Origin of the sequence: Halobacteriovorax sp. JY17 (genome assembly GCF_002753895.1) — a bacterium.
GTDB lineage: Bacteria > Bdellovibrionota > Bacteriovoracia > Bacteriovoracales > Bacteriovoracaceae > Halobacteriovorax.
On the sequence record NZ_NJER01000001.1, the window covers coordinates 617,127 to 641,982 of the forward strand.

The following is a 24,856-nucleotide window of genomic DNA, read 5'->3' on the forward strand; positions in this document are numbered from 1 at the left end:
TCTTTTTTGTCTTATTCATAAAAATTCTCTAAAATCATTTCATGATAAAATTTAACTCAAAACTTCCTCGTGTAGGTCAGACAATCTTTTCAACTATAACGGCCAAGGCAAATGCTGAGGGCGCACTTAATCTAGGACAAGGCTTTCCTGACTTTGATGGGGATAACTTTTTAAAAGAGCGCATCTGTCACTATATCGAAGAGGGGAAGAATCAATATGCACCCATGATTGGCGTTCAGAGTTTAAGAGAAAGTATTAGTCAGTACTTTAAAGCGAAGTATAAATTAGCTGTGAATCCTGACTTAGAGGTGACGATTACTTCTGGTGCAACTGAGGCCTTAACCTGTACAATTTTAGCTCTTATTGAAGAAGGTGATGAAGTCATCGTCTTTGATCCAAGTTATGATAGCTATGTTCCTGCAATTGAGCTGGCCGGTGGAATCGCAAAGAGGTTGAATTTAGTTGGGGAAGAATTCGTTCTCCCATTTTCTAAAATTAAAGAGGCCATTAGCGACAAGACAAAAATGATCATTGTAAATTCTCCCCATAATCCAACAGGGAGCTCTCTTTCAAAAACAGACTGGCAAGAACTTTCAAAAATTATAGAAGAAGAGAATATTTTTATTCTAAGCGATGAAGTTTATGAGGGAATTTTCTTTGGAGGTGTAAACCACTTTAATCCACGTTCAATCGAAGCTCTGAGAGAGAGACTCATTAGTGTGTATAGTTTTGGTAAGTCTTGTCATATGACGGGCTGGAAAGTGGGATACGCTATCGCAAATCCTGAGTTAAGTAATGAAATCAGAAAGCTTCATCAGTACTTTACTTTTTCAACTTTTACCGCCGCTCAAATGGCCATCGCAGACTATCTTAGTGAGAAAGTGGAAAACTTCTTAGAGCTTGGAAAATTTTACCAGGAAAAGAGAGACTTCTTTGTAAATGGTTTAAAAGAATCCAGATTTAAAGTTTTAAACCCTAAGGGAACTTATTTCTGTCTCTTAGATTATAGTGCTATTTCAGATCTCTCTGATTTTGATTTCTGTATGAAGCTTATTTCTGATCATGGGATGGCCACAATTCCTATCTCCGGATTCTATGAGAGCCCACCTAAAGATCAGAAAATTGTAAGAGTTTGCTTTGCAAAAGATCAAGAGACCCTTGCTCGGGCCCTTGAAATCTTGAATGCTATTTAGTGACCTAGGTAGGCCTTTTGAATTTCTTCATTGGTAATTAGCTCACTTGCAGGTCCTTCCATAAAGATTTCCCCAGTGGTGAGAACGTATCCTCTATGGGCAATTTTAAGTGAGGCGTAAGCATTTTGTTCAACTAGAAGAATAGTCATTCCATGCTTATTTAAATCAACAATCGCATCGAATATTGCTTGCACTAGGATTGGAGCGATTCCAAGAGATGGCTCATCTAGTAAGAGAAGATCTGGTGCTGACATATAAGCGCGAGCGATAGCTAACATCTGTTGCTCTCCACCTGAAAGAGTTCCCGCAAATTGCGCTGATCTCTCCTTAAGTTTTGGAAAGAGTGCATACATATACTCATAGTCAGCTTTTATTTTTTCAGTATCTCTTCTAAGAAAGGCCCCCATTTCTAGGTTTTCTTTAACCGTTAAATCTGGAAAGACCATTCTTCCTTCAGGAGAGTGAGCAACACCAAGGCCTACAATTTTATTGGCCTTGATACCATCAATTCTATTTCCTTTGTAGAGAATTTCTCCCTGACTCGGTTTTAGAAGTCCTGATATAGTGTGAAGACTGGTTGTCTTTCCGGCTCCATTAGAACCTAGAATTGTGACGATTTCACCTTTGTGTACTTTTAAATTAATTCCGTGGATGGCATGAATGGCACCGTAGTGAACATGCATATCTCTTACTTCTAATAATACTTCTTTACTCATAACTTAGTCCCTATGGCCGCTCTGTTCCTAGATAGGCCTCAATAACTTTAGGATTACTTTGAATCTCTTTTGGTTCTCCGTGAGCGATAAGCTCGCCGTGATCGACCACATAAATTTGTTCACACACATCCATTACTAATCTCATATCGTGCTCGATAAGAAGAATTGCAATTTGAAACTTATCTCGCACCCAGCGAATAAGTTCTGTTAGATCTCTTGTTTCATTTGGATTCATTCCAGCTGCAGGCTCATCTAAGAGAAGAATGTCAGGCTTAGTGGCAAGAGCTCTTGCGATTTCTAGCCTTCTCTGCTCTCCGTAAGGAAGGTTCTTAGCAAAGTGATCTTTCTTCTTGTCGAGGCCAAAGATCTTTAAAATTTCCATGGCCTCTTTCTTAAGTCGCTCTTCTTCTTGGTGAAATTTCTTTGTTCTAAAAATACTTGCCAGTAGCCCGTAATCAACACGAAAGTGTCCAGCAAGTCTAATATTATCTAAGACAGTTAAATCTTTAAAGAGACGAATATTTTGAAAAGTTCTCGCTACCCCTTGTTGAGTAATGAATGCGGGTCTTAATCCTGAAATATTCTTTCCATTTAAGAGGATCTCTCCCTCTGTTGGCTCATATATTCCTGTGACCATATTAAAGATCGTCGTCTTTCCTGCACCGTTAGGGCCAATGACTCCAACGAGATCAGTTTTTCCAATCGAGAGAGAGAAATTATCAACAGCAGTTAAACCACCAAAGCGCATTGTTATATTCTTTGTTTCTAAAATAGGAGTACTCATGCAGCTTCTCCTTTCTTTTTAAAGAACTTTAGAGGATTAAATTCATGTTTACCAAAAATCCCTCCTGGTCTTAGAAGCATCAACGTAATAAGTAGAACAGAGTAAATAACCATTCTCCATTCACTAATGGTCTCACCCATAAGTCTTAGAATTTCAGGAAGAAGCGTTAGGATAATTGCTCCAACAATTGATCCTGTTATAGATCCAAGTCCACCTAGAATTACCATTAAGAGAATGATGACTGAGAACATAAAGGTAAATCCATTTGGATGAAGAAATTGAGTATAGTGAGCGTAGAGAGAGCCTGCGATACCAGCAAAACCTGCACCAATAACAAAGGCCATAGTTTTATATTTAAAAGTATAAATTCCCATTGAGTCTGCAGCGATCTCATCTTCTCTAATACTAATGATGGCCCTACCGTGAGTTCCTCTCATAATATTTGCAATAATGAGAACTGTGATGAATACAAAGAGGTAGACCCAGAAGAAATTAGTAATCTTTGGAATTCCACTAAAACCTCTTGGGCCACCAATTGAGTCAGTGTTCATAATCACAATACGAATGATTTCTCCAAAACCTAGAGTGGCAATTGCTAAGTAATCGCCGCGAAGTCTAAGACATGGAACTCCAATAATAAGTCCAGCTATTGATGCTGTGATAAATCCAATGAAGCAGCCTATGATTAGGTTTACTTCTGGTGGCACAGGTAATTGCGCGTACACTGTAAAGGCCGCAGCAGAGTAGGCTCCCACTGCCCAAAAACCTGCGTGGCCTAAGCTGAATTGCCCACAGATTCCATTAATTAAATTAAGGGAAACTGTTAAGATAATATTAATTCCGCTAAGGATACTAAGGTGTAGTAGTAATTCTAACATTACACTTTCTCCTTTCTATTCTTACCGAGAATTCCCGCAGGCTTTACTAGTAAGATTAAAATAAGGATGAGAAATGCAATCCCATCTCTATATGTTGATTCCCAGAAACCAACAACTAGGTTTTCTGCGACTCCTAATGTAAGTCCACCAAGAACAGCTCCTGGTATAATTCCAATACCACCTAGAACTGCAGCAATAAATGCTTTAAGCCCTGGGATTAGTCCCATCATTGGTTCAACAGTACTGTAATACATCCCAACAAGAACTCCCGCTGCACCGGCCATGGCCGCCCCAATGAAGAAGGTATAAGAGATAATTTTATTTGTGTCGATTCCCATGAGTTCAGCGGCGTCGTGATTATAACTAGTCGCTTTCATGGCCTTTCCGATTCTAGTTTTATTTACTAACCACCAGAGAAAAATCATCAGTACAAAAGTAGTCACAAGAATAATAACTTGGATATTTGAAATCATAATTTCGCCGAAGAACCATGTCTTTTGCTCAATGGCGGTTGGAAATGCTTTGGGATCAGCTCCAATAACTAGTTGACCAGTATATTGAAAGAAGAGTGATGTTCCAAGTGCCGTAATAAGGGCCGGAATTCTTCCAGCTGATCTTATCGGTCTATAAACAATTTTTTCAACAATTACTGCAACTATTCCTGAACCTAACATGGCCACTGGAAAAGCTAGGTAGAGAGGAAGCCCTCCCATAATACAATAGAAGCCAATAAAGCCACCTATCATATAGAATTCACCATGGGCAAAGTTAATTAACTTAATAATACCGTACACCATCGTATAGCCTAGGGCTATAAGGGCGTAGATACTACCTTGGGTTAGTCCATTAATTAGGTATTGCCCAAGGTCCCAGAAAAAATACATTGTATCTTCACTCATATTTAACCTTTAAAAAATAAAAGGCCCAAATATATGGGCCCGTTGAACTTTTGAATTTAATTATGGGTTAACTTTAGAATTGAAAACGTTACCACTAGGTGTTGTTTCCAGAACTACAGCACTCTTTTGAGCATTTCTATCTTTATCAATTGTTATTGATCCAGTTACACCAACAAAATTCTTTGTCGCTAGAATTGCCGCTTGGATATCTGTGTTCTTAGTTGATTTTGCTTTTGTGATAGCGTCTGCCATGACGAGAATTCCGTCATACCCAAGTGCTGCCATTGCTCCTGGTTGTTGCCCGTAAGCAGCTTTGTATTCTTTTACGAAGGCCTGAACTTTTTCATCTTTGTCGTCTGGAGCAAAGTGAGAGCTGATATAATTTCCACTAACAGCATCTCCGGCTAGTTTTTGAAGAGTAGGAGAGTCCCAGCCGTCTCCTCCAAGAAATGGCATATTCATTCCCATCTGACGGGCCTGCTTTAAGATAAGACCAACTTCTGTGTAGTAACCTGGAAGAAAAATAGCGTCTGGCTTTGTTCTCTTAATTTTTCTAAGAAGAGATCTAAAGTCAGTATCTTTTTGGATATAAGCAAAGTCTTCGTCTGAAACAAGTGCTCCACCTAATTCTTTAAACTTCTTTTTAAATACTTTAGAAAGACCTTTTGAGTAATCAGAAGAGTTATCAATAATGATGGCCATCTTTTTCTTTTTAAGATTTTCAAAAGCAAATTTTGCCATCACAACACCTTGGAAGGCATCAGTGAAACAAGTTCTAGAAATAAAGTCTCCAGTCATTGTGACTTTTTCATTAGTAGAAGCTGGAGTCATTAATGGCACTTTATTTGTTTGAGCAATTGGAGCACCAGCTAATGTATTTGAAGAAGCAACTGAACCAATAATAGCGTCAACACTATCTGACTTGATTAATTTAGTTACAGCGTTGGCCGACTCTTGTGGCTCACTCTTATTATCTTCAACTTTTAATTCGATAGATATTTTTCCTTCAGCATTTATTTTCTTAAGAGCGAGCTTAATTCCATTTACTGATTCTTGTCCGTAAGTGGCAACAGGACCAGTCATTGGGAAAACTGCACCAATTTTAACTTCACGCTTGGCCGCAAGACTTAATGGGGCAAGAGAAAGCGCTAGGGCCCCAATTGTAAATATTCTCTTGAGTTTAAGTTTCTTAATCACGTTTATCTCTCCCTGATATGTATGTGTATGAATTTTATTGTTTTAAAAGTTTAGCAAAGAGGTCTGATATGTAAAGGCATAAAACAGACCGATTCGGTTAATCTTAATAAAGAAGCGCGTTATCTCGCATGCTTTGATATGCGTCATATCCCTTCATCTCAAGCTCTAATAAATCCTCTAGACTTCCGTCTCTCTCGACCCATTGGCGAATTGAAGATGTTCCATTTATGAGATCAATGGCCAGCTTATCATATTCGTATTCATAGGCCGCATCCTGCCAAAGAAATTTATCACCCAGAAAATTTCTAAATTCTTTGCAAAGCATTTGTGAGACACGCCATGGCCTAAATGTTTTCCAGTCTAATGGGTGAATGTGAACACCACCGCAGGTCTGGCCTCCGTGCTTTTGAAACATAGGGTGGAAGGTGACAGGTCTAAAGACATAGCTTTCGTCACCAGAAATTTTAGAGCTTAAGTATTCAACAAATTCAAAGGGCTCAATGTCTGGGTGACCAATAACTTCAAGGCTTCTAGTAGTTCCACGTCCTTCAGATAGTTTTGTTCCTTCAAAGAGAACAGTTCCCACAAAGGTGAGCGCACCTACTGGTGTTGGAAGGTTTGGCGATGGATTTACCCAGGGAAGTTCACATTCTCCCCACATCATCTCTCTCTTCCAGCCTTGCATCGCTACAACGTCATAGTCCAAGTCAATTCCAAAATTATTCTTTGCGAAGTGCCCCACTTCTCCCATAGTCATTGCATGTCTTTGAGGCATTGGATATCTTCCAACAAAAGACTTGAAACCTTCTTCTAGAATTGTTCCCTCTAGAATTTCTCCGCCTACTGGATTGGGGCGATCGAGGACGACAATTTTAATTCCAAGTTGCGCGCACTTTTCCATGGCAAGAGTTAAAGTTGATATGTAAGTATAGACTCTCGTTCCGACGTCTTGTAAGTCTACAACTAATGTATCCACATCTTTTAACATTTCATCAGTAGGAATTCTTGTTTCTCCGTAGAGACTGTGAACAGGGACTTTGAAATAAGGGTGAATAAAGTCCTTTGTTTCAATCATATTATCTTGTACGTCAGTGACAAAGCCGTGCTGAGGACCAAAGATCTTTACGAGTCTACTTCCAATTAATTTTTTTAGTATTAGAACGCTATGGTTGAAATTTCTATCAACCGAAGCACTGTGACAAAGTAGGGCCACATTCCCTTTTAGTTTATTTAGATGCGTCTCGCTAGAGAGTTGTTCAATTCCATTTGTAACCATTTCTTCTCCGATATCTTAAGTTAAAAATGGTAACTAATATAAATATGTTTTTAAAGGATTATTTTACTGGAATGTGTCTAAAAAAAAGATGCACAATTTGTGGCCAATAGGTGGTCAATCTATGAAAATAGAAGAACACACACGCAAGGGAGCATGCATGAAACAATACTTAGATCTAATGAGACACGTCCGAGATAATGGCGTTGAAAAATCTGATAGAACAGGAACGGGGACTCTTTCTTGCTTTGGTTATCAGGCCCGTTATGATTTGAGTGAAGGCTTTCCCCTTGTAACAACAAAGAAGTGTCATCTAAGATCAATTATTCATGAACTCCTTTGGTTTTTAAAGGGCGATACGAATATCTCTTATTTAAAAGAAAATAAGGTTTCTATTTGGGATGAATGGGCAGACGAAGAGGGAAATCTTGGACCTGTTTACGGAGCTCAGTGGAGAAAGTGGATGCGTCCAGATGGAACACATGTGGATCAAATTACAAATTTAGTAGAACAAATTAAAAATAATCCTGATTCAAGAAGACTGATTGTCTCTGCTTGGAATCCTGGAGTTATTGACCAGATGGCACTACCTCCATGTCACGCTTTCTTTCAATTCTTTGTGGCCAATGGAAAACTATCTTGTCAGCTCTACCAAAGATCAGCAGATATTTTCTTAGGTGTTCCTTTTAATATTGCAAGTTACGCACTTCTTACAATGATGATGGCACAGGTGACTGGGCTTGAAGCCGGAGAGTTTATTCATACTCTTGGAGATGCCCATCTCTATTCAAATCATCTTGATCAGGCAGAGCTTCAATTGAGCCGAGAGCCTAGAGCACTTCCTGTAATGAAGATTAATCCTGCTGTTAAAAATATTTTTGAATTCAGTTTTTCTGACTTTGAATTAGAGGGCTACGATCCTCATCCACATATTAAAGCACCTGTGGCCATATAGTGATTAATTACTTCATCGTAGCAGGCCTTGGGAAAAATAGGGAGCTTGGACTTTCTAATGAACTTCTCTGGAAGCTTCCAGAAGACTTAAAGAACTTCAAGGCCCTCACTATTGGTAAGAGTATGATCATGGGGCGAAAGACTTTTGAATCTATTGGTAGACCTCTTCCAAAACGTGAAACAATTATTCTTACGCGCGACCATAGCTATAAGCAAGATGGTTGCGTGGTCTTGCATTCGATTGATGAAATTGAAAATTACTTAACTCAAAGTGGTAAAACTGAAGCGGCCATTGTTGGGGGGGGAGAGATTTATCAGCTCTATCTCTCTAAATGTTCTAAAATGTATCTAAGCTTTGTAGACTTTGAAGGTGAGGCAGATACTTTCTTTCCAAGTTTTGATGCTTCTCTTTGGAGTGAGGACTCTTTAGAAGTTCATCCGGCAGGAGAGTCAACACTTAGTTGGAAGTTTGTTACACTTTCTAGAAAATAGAAAATCCATTCTTCATAAGTATGCTTGCTGTGCTCATTAGTGGAAGTCCTATGATAGCAGTGTAGTCACTGCAATGAATTTCTTCAAAGAGAGCTATTCCTTGATTTTCTAACATATAAGAGCCACAGCAATTTAATGGGGATTCAGCAGTGATATAATTTTCAATTTGAGAGTTTGTTAACTCTCTCATTTTCATTCTTGCAATTACCGTTTTAACTTCACAATAACTCTCACTTAAGTAGCATGTGGACGTGATTAATTCGTGAGTTTTTCCACTAAGTATTCCTAGTTGAGAGATCGCTTTTTCCACAGTCTTGGGTTTTCCTAGAATTTCTCCATCAATACTTAGGACTTGATCACCACCGATAATGAAGTCGTTTAAGTGGTCTTTTAATACACTTTGGGCCTTGAGCTTTGCGAGTGTTTCGGCAAGCTCAGTTGGATTTCTTATTTTGTCTTTATAGCTGTCTTCATCGACATTTGGTGCATGGGTCTTAAACTTCTTTGTTAGACGTTCTAATTGTTCTCTTCGGTAAGGAGAAGTCGAAGCGAGTATAATATCCATGAGTTGGCCCTTGGTCTTTGAGAAAATATTAAGTGTATTCTATGTTATAATAAACTATTGGAGGGTAATATGGGAGAGGAAACTTTAGAAGTATTAGTCACTCTTGCGTGGTTTTTAATTCCAATCGTCTTTACCATTGGGCTGATTAAGCAGTCTCTAGGTGAACAAGATGTCCACCCTGAAAATTATGATAACCCTGAACTCGATCGCCCTGATGATGAGGACCGAGCTGCTTGAGAGGACTATTTACAGTTTTCTAATTTCTTTGTGGCCTGGAATGACCAATTTACTTTCCAGTTCTTCCCAAGTGTATGCACTCTATAACCACCGATTAGAATAGTTTCTTCTGGAGAAACAATCGTTCTTCCACCTCTTAGGTAAGTATTAATTGTATTTGTTGATTGCTTTAGTTTCGCAATGACACAATACGGAGTGTTTGAAATATTTGTGATTCTCTGAGTGATCGCAACGACTGTTCCATTTGATGAAAGAGATTTTTCGTCAACTTTAATACTCTGTGAACGTCCATTGCCAAGAGTTATATACTCTTCCCAGTCACTGAATTCTGTAGCTTCTTCGTAGAGCCATGGGGAAATGTCGATTTGTGCTTGTTCGAATTCTTGCCACGAAGCTTTTACTTCAAAGGCCATTAACATAATTGCTAGGGTACCTAGGTAGATCAGTAGTCTCATAAATTTCTCTCTTTTTTGTGTGTTCTATAATTGTTTCCCTGTCGTTTTAATTCGTCAATGTTTGTTTATTTTTTTATTTGCGGATATGATTATCTAGTTAATTACTAATGGAGAATTTATGAAGAAAATGTTTTTTTGCGCAGTGTTGCTTTTTTCAAGCATGTCTTTTGCAATTCCAACTGCAAGAATTATCAAGTTAAAGGGTGATGTAACTTTAAATGGAAAATCCTTAAAAGTAGGAGATTCAATCTTAAAGAGTGGGATACTTAAGACAAAGGCGAGAAGTTTTGTGAAGCTTGAAATCGCAGAGTGGAATAATAATCTTGTGCTTGGACCTAATGGAGAGATGAATTTAGACTTAAGCGAGAAGAGTACCAAGCAGTATAATTTTCTAAAGGGAAGAATTCGTTGGTTCACTCAGAAGAATAAGAAATCAAATGGAGTTATTCATACTAAGCAAGCGAGTTTAGGAGTTCGTGGAACAGACTATCTCTTAATTGCAAATTCTCTACTTGGAGAAACTGAAATTATCGTCTTCGATGGTAAGGTTCAATTTCAAAATAATTCAAGCGTTAAAGACTCTTCTCTGATCTCAAAGAATCAGTGGGGTGGCCTTGGTGGTCGTTACGGAAAGTCTATTGGGGAAGTTCTAGACTTACCTGCAAATGTGATTAATGCTTTTTCTAAACAACTAGATTGGTAAAAAAATAAGGCCCAGCTATTTCTAACTGGGCCTCTACTTGTAACTTATTTCTACCAGCTCGCAACTGGTTGAAAGGTCTTTTGTGTAGAGCATTCCATCGCTTGTCTCTACGAGACCTCTATCATCTAAAAAACTTTACTTCCTTAGAGATAGAAACTGAACCCTAAGTTCTTGGGTTCAGCTTTCAGTATTCGTGGATCTATGATCCCCTTCGGGTACTACGATCCGCACATAACACAATTTCCGTACGTAGAAGCACTGAGTGTGCTTCGTAGTAGGAAATCATGATTGTGGTTGTGTGGATCTATGAGCCCTCCGCCCACGCTAATCGAAACTGACGTTTCGCTTAACGTGACGGTAAAGCGGGCGTCAAAATGCTTTCGCATTTTGCGTACCCTTCGGGTACTACGATCCGCACATAACACAATCATCAGGGTTCTCAATAGAACAAACCATTGCTGCTTGTGCGTCTTCTTTATTTGTTACTGCTGGCGTGTCGTTCTTAACAGTGAATTGAACTGCGTTTACAGCTGCTCTTGCTCTTAAGTAGTACATTCCTGTCTTAAGTCCAGATTTCCAAGCATGGAAGTGCATTGAACTAAGTTTTCCAAAGTTCGGCTCTTGCATGTGGATATTTAGGGATTGACCTTGATCAATATATGGAGCACGTCCCGCTGACATATCAATTACTGTCTTTTGGCTAATTTCCCAAACTGTCTTATATAGACCTTTTAATTCTTCTGGAATTCTTTCAATTGCTTGGACTGAACCATTGTTAGCGATGATTTCATTTCTCATCTTATCATTCCATAGTCCCGCTCTGATAAGATCGTTCACTAGGAATTTATTAACAACTGCAAATTCCCCAGAAAGAACACGTCTAACATAGATATTTGAAGTGATAGGCTCAAAGCATTCGTTATTTCCAAGAATCTGTGAAGTCGATGCTGTAGGCATTGGAGCAACTAGAAGAGAATTTCTAACTCCGTGCTTAGCAACTTCTTCTTTTAACTTCTTCCAGTCCCAATTCTTACCTGTTGGAGTTACTCCCCACATATCAAATTGGAATTGTCCTTTTGATATAGGTGATCCTTCGTAACTTTGGTAAGCACCATCTCTTTCTGCAAGATCTTTTGAAGCCGTAAGTGCTGCAAAGTAAATTGTTTCAAAGATCTGGTTATTAAGTTCAAGAGCTTCTGGACTCTCAAATCTATATCTCATCTTAAAGAATGCGTCTGCTAGACCTTGAACACCTAGACCAATTGGTCTGTGTCTCATATTGGAATTCTCTGCTTCGATTACTGGGTAGTAATTAATGTCGATAATTCTATTAAGGTTTAAAGTCGCTCTGTAGACTACATCATAGAGTTTCTTGTGGTCGTATGTTCTAGTCGCTTCATCAACAAACATATTTAGGGCCACAGAAGCTAGGTTACAAACAGCAACTTCATCAGGAGCAGTGTATTCCATAATTTCTGTACAAAGGTTTGAAGATTTAATTGTTCCAAGATTCTTTTGGTTTGATTTCTCGTTAATAGAATCTTTGTAAAGCATGTAAGGAGAACCAGTTTCAATTTGCGATTCAAGAACTGCAAACCAAAGATCTTGTGCTCTAACAACTTTCTTGGCCTTTCCTTCACTCTCGTATCTTGTGTAGAGAGCTTCGAATTCAGCGCCGTAAGTTTCGGCCATACCTGGACACTCGTGTGGGCAAAATAGTGACCACATTCCGTCAGCTTCAACTCTCTTCATGAATAAATCAGAAATCCAAAGTGCGTAGAATAAATCTCTCGCTCTATTTTCATCTTTACCAGTGTTCTTCTTCATTTCTAGGAAATCAAAGATATCTGCGTGCCATGGCTCAAGGTAGATTGCGAAAGCACCTTTTCTCTTTCCGCCACCTTGGTCAACGTATCTAGCAGTATCGTTGAAAACTTTAAGCATTGGAACGATTCCATTAGAAGTACCATTTGTACCTTTAATGAAAGAACCCTTCGCTCTAATATTGTGAATTGAAAGACCAATTCCACCTGCTGATTGAGAGATAAGAGCACTTTGCTTTAAAGTATCGTAGATCCCTTCAATACTATCGTCTTTCATTGTAAGTAAGAAGCAACTTGAAAGTTGTGGCTTAGCTGTACCTGAATTGAATAGAGTAGGTGAAGCGTGAGTAAAGTATTTCTCACTCATTAAGTTATAAGTTTCAATAGCCGCTTTTAGGTCATTCATGTGAATACCAACAGAAACTCTCATTAACATCTGCCCTGGTCTCTCAGTTATTTTACCATTCATTTTTAGAAGGTAAGATCTCTCAAGAGTTTTGAATCCAAAGTAGTCGTAGTTAAAATCTCTCTTGTCATCAACTGCTGTATCAAGCATTTCTGCATTTTCCATCACAACATCATAAAGCTCTTTTGAAACGAGAGGAGCTTTTGCTCCTGTTGCTGGGTCAATGTAGTTGAACATTTCTTTAATATTCTCAGAGAAACAACCACGTGTTTCTTTGTGTAGGTTAGATACGGCAATTCTACCTGCAAGCTTTGAGTAATCTGGGTGTTGAGTTGATAGGTAAGCGGCAGTTTCACCAGCTAATTTATCAAGCTCTGGAGTTGTAATCCCATCAAAAATACCTTCAATTACTTTACTTGTAATAAGTGAAGGATCGATGAATTGTTGATCTAAATCAAAAGCTAATCTTTCAATTCTCTCCGTGATCTTATCGAATTTTATCGGCTCTCTCTCGCCACTTCTTGTGATGACATACATTTCTAAAACTCCGCGTCTAATGTGAATGTGTTTTGAGTTCTGTCTCCTAGAACCCCTGACTTTTGATATTCTGATACTCTCTTTTCGAAGAAATTTGTCTTTCCTTCTAGTGAGATAAGCTCCATCCAATCAAATGGATTTTCTGTGTTGTAATTCTTCTTACAACCAAGTCTTGATAGCCAGTAGTCAGCTACAAATTCAATATAGCGAGACATCATATCTGCGTTCATTCCGATAAGTGATACTGGAATTGCTTCTGTGATGAATTCTTTTTCGATCTCTACAGCTTCAGTGATAATCTGAGTGATCGTCTCTTTTGTTAATTGCTCTTCTGGAGTAAGTAGCTCGTGTAAGTGACAAGCGAACTCACAGTGAAGTCCTTCGTCACGACTAATGAATTCATTAGAAGTACAAAGACCTGGCATAAGTCCTCTTTTCTTTAACCAGTAAATTGAACAAAATGATCCAGAGAAGAAGATACCTTCAATCGCTGCGAAGGCGATAAGTCTCTCTGCAAATGATCTCTTTGATTGCATCCACTTCATGGCCCATGCCGCTTTCTTCTCTACGAATGGGAAGTGAGTAACTGCGTGGAAGAGTTCATCTTTCTCTTTAGCATCTTTTACATATGTATCGATGAGAAGCGAGTAAGTTTCTGAGTGGATATTTTCCATTGCGATTTGGAATCCGTAGAAACATCTAGCTTCTGGTATTTGAACGTCGTTATAGAAACGAAGAGCAAGGTTTTCATTTACAATCCCATCACTAGCAGCAAAGAACGCTAGAATGTGCTTGATGAAATGTTGCTCATCTTTGTTTAGCTTTTCCCAGTCCGTGATGTCAGATGCGAAGTCTAACTCATCGGCAGTCCAGAATACGGCCATGTGATTTTTATACATCTCAAAAATTGAGTGATACTTCAGTGGAAATAGTACGAAACGATCATCGTTTGGTGCGAGAATAGGATCCACAATGCCTCCTTAATTGTGTGTGCGGTTGTTACAAGTAGTTTATATTGGCCAAAATTCTCTAGCGCTATATATTGTGTTCTCTTTTAAAAGTAGAAACATCAAAACCGAGCGAAGAACTCCATTAAATTGACTACGCCAATTAGTGCCGCTAAGCTCGTATATACCATTACCAAAGGGGTTGTGTGTGTCTTTGATTGTTGGATATTGTTTTTTTGTCCCTATTAAAAGAGTAGCAATTCTGAGCAAATTTTCAAGCCCAATTTTACAAATTATTGTGGTTTTAGATGATTTTTTTTATAAAAACTACTAGACGAATTCAAAGCTTCAATAACAATCGGAGGGTTGGGCCCTGTCAAACCCCCTGCAGCAACGTACTTTTTTTTCTAAAACATTCTTACATCATTTTTTGAAACAGTGCTTCTATAGGTTTTTTGGTGATTAACACAGAGAGTTGGCACTATATATGGTGTCTGATCTAATGTTTATTTCGATATGTAGTAGATTTGGACGAGCTAATTATCAGTCTCATCTTTAATATCTAGGCCTAGTATCTCTTCGATTATATCTTCAAGTGTGACAATACCTACTAGATCTCCGCCTTCACTGTGGACGCTTGCTATATGCTCTTTGCGCTTTATGAGCTTTGTGAACACATTTCTGATCTTTGTATCTTCAGTGACTTGTAGCATGGGCTTTAGGAGCTCTGACAGGCCTACTTGTTCATTTATGAGTAGGGAGGAGAGTATTTCACAGCGTAGAACATAACCCCTCACGTCGTACTCGTAAGTGCCTACAATGGGAATCCTAGAGAATTTATACTGCTCGCATATATTTAGGAGTTCCTCTTGAGGAGTGCTTAAAGGGAGTGTGAAGACCTTCTCAATAGCTAGTGTGATGTCTTTAATAGGCTTCTTTGGAAAAGAGAGCATATTTTTTAAGGCCTCAAATTCCTCTGGGAAAATAGCCCCGTCGCGCACACCTATTTCAGCTACTGCGTGTATTTCATCTCTCGTAAGTTTCTCGTGTTCTCCCTTGATGGCCTTTGAGATACTTTCGCTCAACCATACTAGTGGAAGAGTGAGGAAAATAAAGGTTGGAAGAATATAGCCTATGAAAGGAATTAATTTCTTCCAGTGCCTGGCCCCAATAGATTTTGGAATTATTTCTGAAAGAAAGAGAATGGCAAAAGTTAGAAGGATTGAAAAAATGGTGAGAACGCTATCGCCAAATACCTTCTGAACCTGTGCGCCGGCCCCTGTTGCACCTATGGTATGGGCGAAAGTATTTAAGCTTAAAATAGCGGCCAAGGGCCTTTCGATATTTAGCAGTAGAGGAGAGAGTTTCTTAAATAGCTTCTCATTAGTCTTTTCAATAGAAGCTAGATAGCTTGGAGTAATTGAGAGAACTACCGCCTCAAGAATTGAGCACAGAAAAGAGACAAAAATAGAGATAAATATAAATACGAATAAAAGTGTCATGACCCTTATTATAGCAAATTAGGTCTAAGCTTAGTTAAGTTCTTGTAAACTTTTAACAAAATGGAGCATTAGTCTAAGAAATACTCGCCAACTCCGTATAGCCCGTTTTGATAAACGATGAAGTAGATGGAGTTACTAACAGAGTTATAGAGAATCTTTCTCTGTCCAGAGTAACATTTAAGAGCAGTGGAAGCTAAGTCTAGAGAAGTCGTAGTGTCAGTTGTTTTATTATACTCAATCATCACACCTGAACTATTACAGTAGTAAATCTTCTCTTCGGCCCCATCTCTTCTCATCACAAAACCATAAGCAGAACTTGGAAGTGTTGTGTATTCAGCGATAACTCCCCCTTGAGTGGTCTTTATAATTCTAGAAGAGTTTGCTTGCTTCATTAGCCAACCGTGAGTGGCATCGTACTGGGCGTTGACCATTCCACCGTAGGTAGGCGCTCTGGAGTCGGCAGTATTTGTACCTGCAGCTTCTATACTACCTCTATCTGTATCGGGTTGACCCATGAAGTGAGATTGGCGATAGCTGTCAGCTCGGTCATAGAGTTTTATATAGGCGTCAGATGAAGTTGTTCCATTCCATCTAGACTTTTGAACCATTAATTGATCTCCAGCAAGGCCTAGAATTTGTTCGCTATACCAGTCAAAAGATATATCATTTCCAACTTTCCCATCAGAAGCTGGATTGTAATAAGAGGTTCCACCATTTCCAATAACTTTCGACCAAAGCCCAGAAGCTCTGGTAAAGAGTTGAACACCAGAGCCTGTGTCATCGTAAATATTTCCGTTAATAGGGTCTGAAGTGAATGAGTAAGTTGTATATCCGTAGCTACCAGCAACGTAATTTATATTTCCACCAATTTGAAATTCTCTATAATCACCTGAGATCGTATCTCCTATTAGAAGGATATCTTTTTGCGCGGAATTTAATCCCCAGTCAATTTGATAAGAGAGGCCAATTCTAGCAGAGAGTGCATTTCCTCCATCACCGCTAGAAGGAAATTGACCAGTGAGAGTGACGATATTGCCAGAGTCATCAAGAGTTCTAATGAGCCCTTGATCGTTGAAGAATAGCTTCCCGTTGGCGTCTACAAACATGGCCTCAATACTTACACTGCACGAAGTTGCATTCGTTCCATCAGAACAAGGTGCTCCTGGTGTTGATCCTGTTCCTAGAATTTTACTCCAAGTATTCGCGGCAGCATTATAGACCACCAATTCACGTTTTAGTTGAGTGACCGCGTAGAGAAGTCCATTTTGTCCTGACTTATAGACTGCGAAGTAACCTCCATAGACATCATACGGAGCAATCGCTTGATAGTCAGTTGTAGGGGAGCCATTAACAAAGTCTAGCCTCGTAGGGTATCGTCGTGTATTTCCAGGAACTGACTTATAAATTGTGACTTGCATATGCTCAATTTCAGAAGAGAGTGGGTCATAGGTCATGGCCAAGTTATAAGTTGGTTGAACACTCAATGGCCCAGCCGCGTCCGTATAGTATCCCGTTCCTGAAACATTAACTAAATTTACTTTTCCTGCTGAAGCATCGTAGTGCCTCCATTTCTTATTGCTAGAAGAATCAGACTTAAAGTAGATATCTCCATTTGGAAGAGTTGTTATTGTTGAGTAGTGAGTATGAGTGGCATCAATTTTTATCTGATCTGGATCAACACTATTTCCCGGATCTGAGGAAGATCCGCCACCAATAAGGGTGCTGATGGTCCAAGGATTTGTATTCATATCTATTCTTCTAAAGCTATTGTTGTCGAGAACTAAGAGCCCATTTGAGTGATCAAGAGCAATGGCCTGAGGGTCTTTGAGGGTGGCACTAGCTATAGAACCTCCGTCTCCAGAAGCTGTTCCTGTTTTAGCGATCAACTCGCTTACAACTCCAGTGGTTGGATTGACCCAAAGTAGGCCGGCCTGTGTATCTAGCATGAAAATATCGCCCTTACTTGTAACCGCAAGGGAGTTTGAGTCTGCGAGATGTTGACTAGACCTTGTCTTATAAATAACTGATTGAGAGCTTCCGCCAACACCTTTTTCTGTGTTACCTGCAATCATTCTAAAATTTGTTTCATTTAAAGGAGAGGAAGTTAAAAAAGTTTCAGCACTGGCGGTATCTTTAACAATGATTCTTATTTTAAAAGATCCTGTGGTTGGAACTTGTCCTTCAAGAACAACACAACCTGTTTCATTCCCACTAATAGTACAGCCAGTATTTGCAATATTTGCGATATTTGAGGCGAGGGGAAGAAACTCATCTGGATTGGCATTAGTGGCATAACTTATACTTATAGGATTTGCGATAAGTCCTTCAGCATCTGAAGCCTTCCACTTTATATAAATATCTGAGCCCGCTCCAAAGATGAGGTCTGAGACTACCGCAGGACTAGATGGTGAATCGCTATTGGATACTGTTAAGTCTGAAATTTGTGGAGGAGTCCCTGGCATATAAGTGATTGTGTCTTTATCTACAGAGAGAGTCGCTGCGTTCGTTGTTATATTTTCTGCCGCGTCCGCAAGCCACAAGTAGACATCGTAAGAACTGTTTAAAAAACCAATTCTAAAATAGAGGTTATCGGACGGAGTCGCAGTAACGGAAGTTGATCGTAGGCCTGCCGGTAGCGTTGTCCAACACTCATCGTCCAAGCTTGTAGGAGGAGTGTCGTCATCGTATCTTAGGCAAGCGTAAGTAATATTTGAAGTCGTATCGGTCGCAGAGAATTCTACTAAGACATTATTATTATCTGTCGTCGCTAATCCCTCTGCTAAATCAAAAGAGGAGATTGTAGGTGCCGTTCCGTCTATAATAATGTCTTTTTCTACAGTGGTTGTGAAGCCTACTTCATCGGTAAAGCTCACCTCTAGTTTAGCGTTAGGAGTATCAACTCCCGTGGTGAACGAGCCAGTGTACTCAGAGTTTACTTGAGAGACTGAACTACTTAGAACACTCGTTAAATTATTCCAAGACGACCCGTCATAGAATCTAAGAGTGAAATTTCCTCCTGCAGCCCCTGGGTTAACTTCAGTTAGTTTCCAAGAGAAGTCCTCTGCTATTCCTGACTTATAGGCCTCTTTAAAATTTATAGAGAGAATTGGAGCAGTAGAATCTACATGGAAAGTTGAGCTTTCAGTCTCAGCAGTATTTCCAGCGAGGTCCGTATAAGAAACTTTAAATTTTGCGCTAGTTGTATCTATTGTAGGGAGAGTCCAGTTTTTAGAAAAAGCTGTCGCCGATAAATTACCACTTGCAGAGGCAAGTGTTCCAACTGTTTGCCAGCTAGAACCGTTGAAGAATTCTATTGTAAAATCATTGGTAGATGTAGAGTTCAACTCGGTCAAGTCAAAATCAATATCAATACTAGTATTTCCTTTCTTAGTTGGTATTGCTGCAAAGTTAATAATAGGGAGAGTTTCGTCGTAGTGAACGATCACTGTATCTTCACTTGAAGAGACGTTCTCATTAACGTCTTTTGACCATACTTTTAAAGAACGATCACCTTCAGTTGTAGAGACTAGAGTATGAGTTATCGCTCCCACCACAGTTGAGCAAGCTTGCCAACCAGTATCGCCTGAAGACGGCTTAGCGCCTTCTGTGATAAAGAGATAAGGCATATCAGCACAGCTTGAAGCCGTTAGGTTTTGATTGAGTGTGTTTCTATAAGTTGAGTGCGCGAGTGAAATTGTCGGCGCTGCAGGAGCAGTTTTGTCACTAACCGCTATATTCACTGTTGCAAAGGAAGCCGCATCAGTAGTTCCATCACTTGCAATAAAAGTAAAAGAGTCTGTACCGTTATAGTTAGAGTTAGAAATATAGTCACAGACTATATCGGTACTATAACTTCCTGTCGTAATACAATTTGTTAGAGAACCATTTGTTGGAGCACTTACTAATTTATATGAAAGAGTGTCTCCGTCAATATCAGTAGCAGCAGAAAGGTTGATGACTAAATTCGTATTGTCATCGGTAGATACATTTTGATCTGCGGCCATGACTGGAGCATCATTTTCAGCTGAAATCGTTACTGTCACTGTCGATGTATTTGAGTCAAGTGCACCGTCATTTACTTTAAAAGTAAATGACGTTGATCCATTGAAGTTTAATGATGGCGTAAAAAGACAAGACCTTGAAGTTCCACCGTCACAAGTCAGTGTTCCCGTGGCAGGATCAGTGAGTTTAACATAAGTTAGAGTTGCACTATCAATATCACTACCAAGTGGAAGATCAAAAGTTAGAGGAGTATCTTCAGCCGTCGTTACCGCTCCTGTTGTGGCAATGGTAGGGGCGTCATTAACTGGAGAGATTGTAATATTAACTGTCGAAGTCGTTGAGGACTCTAAGAGGGAATCGTAGGCCTTGTAAGTAAAGGAGTCTGTCCCGTTATAATTTCCTGCAGGAGTGTAAGTACATGATTTGTCAGTACTCCACGAAGAATTATCAATACAGTTTGAGAGCACTCCGTTTTGTGGAGCAGATACTATCTGGTACTGAATAGATGGAGTCGCCGTTAAATCATCAGAGGCACCAAGAAGAGTAATTGATAGAGGAGTATCTTCGTTTGTTGTCTCACTTTGATTGGCGATCATCTCGGGGGCATCATTGATTGAATTTATAGTTATAGAAACGGTTGAAGTATTTGAATCAAGTGTGCCGTCATTAACTTTGTAAGTAAAAGTTCTAACTCCATAGTCATTTGCTGCCGGAGTGTAAGTACAAGATCTTGATGTTCCACCAACACAGCTTAACGTTCCCTGAGCAGGATCGCTGACTTTGATATAGCTTAGTGTTGCACTATCGATATCACTTCCTAGGTTCAAGTCAAAAGTTACTGGAGTGTCTTCATCTGTCGAAATTGCTTGAGTGGCCGCTAGTGTTGGCGCATCGTTTACGGCACTAGTGTTAAAAGTTATCGTTGCTACGTTTGCTGATTCTGCAATAGAGTCATAGACCCTGTAAGTAAATGAATCACTTCCATTGAAGTCAGAGTCAGGAGTATAAGTACAACTTAGGTCTGTAGTGAAACCGGCGCTCGTTATACAATTTGTTAAAGTTCCATTTGTGACGGAGTTGATGACTTTATAGCTAAGAGTTTGTACGGGAAGATCTATATCCGCCGCGCTTGTAATGGTAAAGTTGAGCGGTGTATCTTCAACTGGTGTGAATACCTGGTCGGCAGCTACAACAGGGGCATCGTTTTGAGCAGAGATATTTATAGTCACTGTTGAAATACTTGAGTTGAGAATAGAATCACTCACTCTATAAGTGAAGGTATATGAGCTTACATCGTCATTTGCTGGTAAATATGTACAAGCGGGAGATATTCCTCCATCACAACTTAATGTTCCCGCACTTGGCGCAGAGACAATGATGAAGTTTAATGTATCCCCGTCAACGTCACTTCCTGAATTTAAGTCAAAGTCTAAACTAGTATCTTCGTTAGTTGAAACAGTCTGTGTTGCAGTGAGAGTAGGAGCATCGTTTACAGGATTAATAGTTAAAGTGACTGTAGTTACAAGAGAGTCCGCACTTGCATCATTCGCTTTGTAACTAAATGAATCTGAACCATTGAAGTTTGTATTTGGTGTATAAGTACAATCAAGGTCAGTGTCTGAATTTAGACAATTTGTAAGAGCTCCTGAAGTCGGTCCCGAAACGATAGTGTAGGTAAGAGAATCCGAATCAGCATCAATTGCAGCAGGAATAGTAAAATTATGCGTACTATCTTCGCTTAAAGAGCTTGCTGAATCAGAGGCCTTGCTTGGAGTATTGTTTAAAGAAGTAAAGCTTAGCGCCGTGCTTGTAGAATTACTTCCACAGCTCCAGGTTAAGTTAGCAGTCTTAACTCCCTTTGTTGTCGGTCTTGGCCTTACATCAATAGTACAGCTTGAACTCGGTGCTAGATTTGTGCTTCCACATCCATCTGCTATGATTTCAAATTCGGAAGCATTTGTTCCGCTTAAGCTTGCGCCACTACAAGTCGTCGAGGCGGCGCCACCTGAATTTGTTATAGTTGTCGTCGATGCAGAACCATTTGATGTATTAAGAGTGTTAGCTAGGGCGTAAGTAGTATTTGAAAAATTTAAAATAGGAGCATCAATAACAAGATCTCCACTTTCTAGTATTCTATTACTTCCCAATTCATCTTCAAAGCTAACTCTAAACTTTGCATTAGTTACTGAGATATTTGGTAGAGTGAAAGAAGTCGTGAAAGTTTGCTCGCTGATAAGACCACTTGGAGATGCAATGCTTGCAATATTACTCCATGCGCTTCCATTAAAAAACTCTACAATGAAGTTCTTTGTTCCATCATTATGTTCTTCTGAGGCCTTCCAGCTTATATTTACTGTAGACTCGGCGATAAACGTAGGAGGAAGATTATCAAATGCTAATATTGGAGCAGTAGTATCAATATTTACGGTGAGAATTTTTGGATCACTAATTGTTCCATTAATATCTATTGCCCAGAGTTTTAAATCTACATTTCCATCAGTTGATTTTTGTATTGTGTATGGATAAATTTGAAAATTAGCGCTATTACAAGAAATATTAAAATCTCCACTAGATGGAATTTGGTTATCTTCTGTAATTGCCATATTGGTGAAAGAGAGACAATTTTGAAAAGCTCCGCTACCTAGATCAGTTCCTGTACTTAAATCAAGCTGAATATTTCTAGTTGTTGTAGGTGTGGTACTCGCCACATTTAAGGCGAAGTCTACAGGTGTTGCTAGTACATTATCTTGAACATTAACTTGATACTTAATGGAATGATTTGGAAAGTTAGTATCAACATTTGGAGTGGAGCTCTCTTTCTTTCCAATAATTAATTCGACCTCAACTTCTCTAAGTGAATTTGCAGGAGGAGAATAGACCCAAGAAGCACTATTTGAAACAGTACTTCCATTTAGCTTCCACTGATAAGCAATATTATAAGAGCTATTCCAGTGCGTAGAATTAACAGTGTAAGTGTAGTTACTTCCTTCTAAGACTTCTAGGTCAACATTTATACTTGAAATCTCAGGAGCAGAGTTAATAAGAAGAAAGAGGTCTTCTCCTTCAAAGGCCTTCTTTGTAGCCAGCACGATAGAACTATCGCCACTTATTTTATTATAAACTTCTTCTGGGGAATCAGTAATGCTCTCTTTTTCAGCTATTTTTAAGGAGACCTCATGAAGAGAGTCTGCATCTAATTTATCAATATCTACACTTAAAGAGGTTCTTAGAACTTGTGAGAGTAGTGTTGTGGCCGGCCCTAATTCTTGATCTTCAAAGAAGCTTGTCACAATCCTCTGATAGTTCATGGTACAACCAGTTGTTCTAAGTAAGTACCTAGTAGGTGTTTCTAAATTTAAATTTAGCTCATTAGGATCAAAATTAAATTCTGTACTAGATGGCAAATTTTCTCTGTTTAGTGGGTTGTCAGCAACCACTGTCATGGTCTTAATATCAAAAATCTCAATAGTAGGATTGATACAAGTAGAGGCATAGGCTTCATTAAAGAAGAGCGAGAAGCTCTTATAAGAAATCGATCCTAGGAGAGCGGGGATTTTTCCTGTGATAAGCTCTCTCTTAGAAGGAGTATTACTTCCTGATGAATTGCTTACTGATGTGGAGTTTGTTGAATCAGAGTTCTTATTTTCTACTTTACTGGTTTCATCGTCTGATTGAAAACCACTTGAATTATAAGTATAGACTCCGTCCTGAGCAGACTTTTCTGAGGAAGGTGTTCTTGTATTTTCTGAGTTCTCAACAAGGCTGAAAGAATCATCAGGAAGGTAGATATCACTACTTGATGAATTTAAAATAGAGTTAATCCTTCCTTGCGTATTGTAGTAACCTAAGGCCTGTTCTGAGGTCTCCGAGAAGGCACGTCGATCTTTTCTTGATTCTCTTTTCTTTGTCGCTATTTTCTTAGGAATGGAATCATTACTCTTTACTTCTTTCTTTGTTTTAAGACTCTTCTCAATTGGACGATACTTATTTTCTCCGCCCTTATTAAAACTATAATTTGTTCTTGATTGAGAGACTTCATTCTTTGTACTTTTTGTACTTACTACCTTGTATAGAACGGCTGAACTTCCCACAAATGAAGAGATCGTTAGAGCATTTAGAATGTACTTCTTTATTAGTAGTCGCATTTCACCTTCTTATCGGATAGTCTACTATCTTAGGTGAGAAGAAAATAACTTCTTCGTGAAAACAAAGGGTTGAGATAGATCTTCTCGAGTAGAATAATTAATTTTGACTAGTATTTAAGGCACTTATGAAGAGTTTTACTTGAGAAGTTAGAATTTAAGTTTAAAAACCGGGCTATCACTTAATTTCTTCTTTCTCTTATCGTATTCCTGAGTTGTCTTAACTGAAGAGTGGTTAACCTCTCTGGCGACAGAGTAGATATCAACTCCTTGCTCTAGGAGTTCTCCAATGAAAGTTGCTCTGGCCGAATGGGGTGTCACTTTAAAATTAAGGCCAATTTTTCTTGCGTAGTAATCTACAATCTCATTGATTGTTTTTGGGTTGAGAGGTTTATTTAAGCGATCAGGATTTGTTGGGTTATGAGAGGGTTGAAAGAGCCAGTCTTCGCGCTCTAGTTTTCTCGCTATTTTTTCCATATTGAGAATGTAGAGATCTAAGCTCTCAATACATTCTGGATGGAGAACTTTCTGTCCAATCTTTCCACCCTTACCAATAAATTCTAAGACTCTATATTCATTAATTTCTCGGTAGTCTTTAAATTTAAGATTTAGAATTTCGCTCTTTCTAAGCCCTGTTGTAAAGAACATCATAAGAAGGGCCCGGTGAAGGATTCCTGAGTCCGTCTCTCTAGGAATAGAGTCTAATAACTCTCTCATCTGTGTTGCAGAGAGTGCATTGGTAGGGGAGACAACATCTCTTCTAGGTCTTTTTACAGAAGAGACAGGATTAAATTCCAGAATACTTTTCTCTACTAGAAAGTCACTATAGCTTGAAAGGGCAGCGAGTTTTCTCGCAATTGTTTTAGGAGCGCAGGGCTGACCATAGCGGCCACCAACTTCTTGTAACCAATTTCTATACTTGATGATGTGAGCTCTCTCTAAGTCAGCGTAGGACTTCATAGAGAGCTCCTCAAAGGCCCAAGTGAGAAAGTGTCTTATATCTATTTCATAGCTAGAGCGAGTGTGCCTTGAATTGAAATTATCAAAGAACTCTTGGTAGATAGTGAATGGGTGAGCAATTTGCTCTAATTTCTTTTCTCCCATGACTTATTATCGGTTAATTAGCTTTTAAATTATAGGTAATTACTCTT

General features: G+C 39.1%; 18 protein-coding genes. 5 read left to right on the forward strand and 13 right to left on the reverse strand.

Translation table 11 applies throughout. The annotated features are described in order from the left end of the window. Window positions 1-41 precede the first annotated feature (41 nt). Window positions 42-1,193 (forward strand): methionine aminotransferase, encoded by a 1,152-nt coding sequence (locus tag CES88_RS02820; protein ID WP_290730663.1) that lies wholly within the window; start codon window positions 42-44, stop codon window positions 1,191-1,193. On the opposite strand, the gene CES88_RS02825 is transcribed toward CES88_RS02820, so the two are convergent. From CES88_RS02825 to CES88_RS02850, 6 genes are all read right to left on the reverse strand, one after another. Beyond that, complete coding sequence (locus CES88_RS02825; protein WP_290730664.1) at window positions 1,190-1,909, reverse strand: ABC transporter ATP-binding protein; 720 nt, start codon at window positions 1,907-1,909, stop codon at window positions 1,190-1,192. The genes CES88_RS02820 and CES88_RS02825 overlap by 4 nt on opposite strands. A gap of 10 nt (window positions 1,910-1,919) precedes the next feature. Beyond that, window positions 1,920-2,693 carry an ABC transporter ATP-binding protein gene (locus tag CES88_RS02830; RefSeq protein WP_290730666.1) on the reverse strand — a complete coding sequence of 258 codons (774 nt, stop codon included), beginning with the start codon at window positions 2,691-2,693 and terminating at the stop codon, window positions 1,920-1,922. Next, complete coding sequence (locus tag CES88_RS02835; RefSeq protein ID WP_290730668.1) at window positions 2,690-3,571, reverse strand: branched-chain amino acid ABC transporter permease; 882 nt, start codon at window positions 3,569-3,571, stop codon at window positions 2,690-2,692. Before CES88_RS02835 ends, CES88_RS02830 begins: the two co-directional genes overlap by 4 nt. Beyond that, a complete protein-coding gene (locus CES88_RS02840; RefSeq protein ID WP_290730670.1) occupies window positions 3,571-4,470 on the reverse strand; it encodes a branched-chain amino acid ABC transporter permease in 900 nt (299 codons plus the stop codon). Before CES88_RS02840 ends, CES88_RS02835 begins: the two co-directional genes overlap by 1 nt. Before the next feature lie 60 nt (window positions 4,471-4,530). Beyond that, window positions 4,531-5,667: an ABC transporter substrate-binding protein gene (locus tag CES88_RS02845; protein WP_290730671.1), complete on the reverse strand. Its 1,137-nt coding sequence runs from the start codon at window positions 5,665-5,667 to the stop codon at window positions 4,531-4,533. A gap of 103 nt (window positions 5,668-5,770) precedes the next feature. Further along, on the reverse strand, window positions 5,771-6,943 hold the full coding sequence (locus tag CES88_RS02850; protein WP_290730673.1) for a DUF1343 domain-containing protein: 1,173 nt from the start codon (window positions 6,941-6,943) through the stop codon (window positions 5,771-5,773). 157 nt (window positions 6,944-7,100) lie between these two features. On the opposite strand from CES88_RS02850, the gene CES88_RS02855 reads away from it, so the two are divergent. Then, complete coding sequence (locus CES88_RS02855; RefSeq protein WP_290730675.1) at window positions 7,101-7,895, forward strand: thymidylate synthase; 795 nt, start codon at window positions 7,101-7,103, stop codon at window positions 7,893-7,895. Further along, window positions 7,895-8,386, forward strand: coding sequence for a dihydrofolate reductase (locus CES88_RS02860; RefSeq protein WP_290730677.1), 492 nt, complete (start codon window positions 7,895-7,897; stop codon window positions 8,384-8,386). Before CES88_RS02855 ends, CES88_RS02860 begins: the two co-directional genes overlap by 1 nt. Here CES88_RS02860 and CES88_RS02865 read toward each other — a convergent pair. Continuing rightward, the gene (locus tag CES88_RS02865; protein ID WP_290730679.1) at window positions 8,376-8,951 is read right to left on the reverse strand and encodes a nucleoside triphosphate pyrophosphatase; all 576 of its coding nucleotides are present in this window, start codon (window positions 8,949-8,951) and stop codon (window positions 8,376-8,378) included. The genes CES88_RS02860 and CES88_RS02865 overlap by 11 nt on opposite strands. A gap of 69 nt (window positions 8,952-9,020) precedes the next feature. Between CES88_RS02865 and CES88_RS02870 the strand changes: the two genes are divergently transcribed. After that, on the forward strand, window positions 9,021-9,188 hold the full coding sequence (locus tag CES88_RS02870) for a hypothetical protein (protein ID WP_290730681.1): 168 nt from the start codon (window positions 9,021-9,023) through the stop codon (window positions 9,186-9,188). Window positions 9,189-9,193: 5 nt separating this feature from the next. Here the strand turns inward: CES88_RS02870 and CES88_RS02875 are convergent, their stop codons facing one another. Beyond that, window positions 9,194-9,643: a hypothetical protein gene (locus CES88_RS02875; protein ID WP_290730683.1), complete on the reverse strand. Its 450-nt coding sequence runs from the start codon at window positions 9,641-9,643 to the stop codon at window positions 9,194-9,196. Window positions 9,644-9,761: 118 nt separating this feature from the next. Here CES88_RS02875 and CES88_RS02880 point away from each other — a divergent pair, with 118 nt between their 5' ends. Further along, window positions 9,762-10,346 (forward strand): FecR domain-containing protein, encoded by a 585-nt coding sequence (locus CES88_RS02880; protein ID WP_290730685.1) that lies wholly within the window; start codon window positions 9,762-9,764, stop codon window positions 10,344-10,346. A gap of 405 nt (window positions 10,347-10,751) precedes the next feature. Here the strand turns inward: CES88_RS02880 and CES88_RS02885 are convergent, their stop codons facing one another. From CES88_RS02885 to CES88_RS02905, 5 genes are all read right to left on the reverse strand, one after another. Beyond that, window positions 10,752-13,112 (reverse strand): ribonucleoside-diphosphate reductase subunit alpha, encoded by a 2,361-nt coding sequence (locus CES88_RS02885; RefSeq protein WP_290730687.1) that lies wholly within the window; start codon window positions 13,110-13,112, stop codon window positions 10,752-10,754. Between the two features lie 2 nt (window positions 13,113-13,114). Then, window positions 13,115-14,083 (reverse strand): ribonucleotide-diphosphate reductase subunit beta, encoded by a 969-nt coding sequence (locus CES88_RS02890; RefSeq protein ID WP_290730689.1) that lies wholly within the window; start codon window positions 14,081-14,083, stop codon window positions 13,115-13,117. Between the two features lie 512 nt (window positions 14,084-14,595). Continuing rightward, window positions 14,596-15,561 (reverse strand): CNNM domain-containing protein, encoded by a 966-nt coding sequence (locus tag CES88_RS02895; RefSeq protein WP_290730690.1) that lies wholly within the window; start codon window positions 15,559-15,561, stop codon window positions 14,596-14,598. Window positions 15,562-15,629: 68 nt separating this feature from the next. Next, a complete protein-coding gene (locus tag CES88_RS02900; protein WP_290730692.1) occupies window positions 15,630-23,708 on the reverse strand; it encodes a tandem-95 repeat protein in 8,079 nt (2,692 codons plus the stop codon). Between the two features lie 147 nt (window positions 23,709-23,855). After that, window positions 23,856-24,809 carry a tyrosine-type recombinase/integrase gene (locus tag CES88_RS02905; protein ID WP_290730694.1) on the reverse strand — a complete coding sequence of 318 codons (954 nt, stop codon included), beginning with the start codon at window positions 24,807-24,809 and terminating at the stop codon, window positions 23,856-23,858. Window positions 24,810-24,856 lie beyond the last annotated feature (47 nt).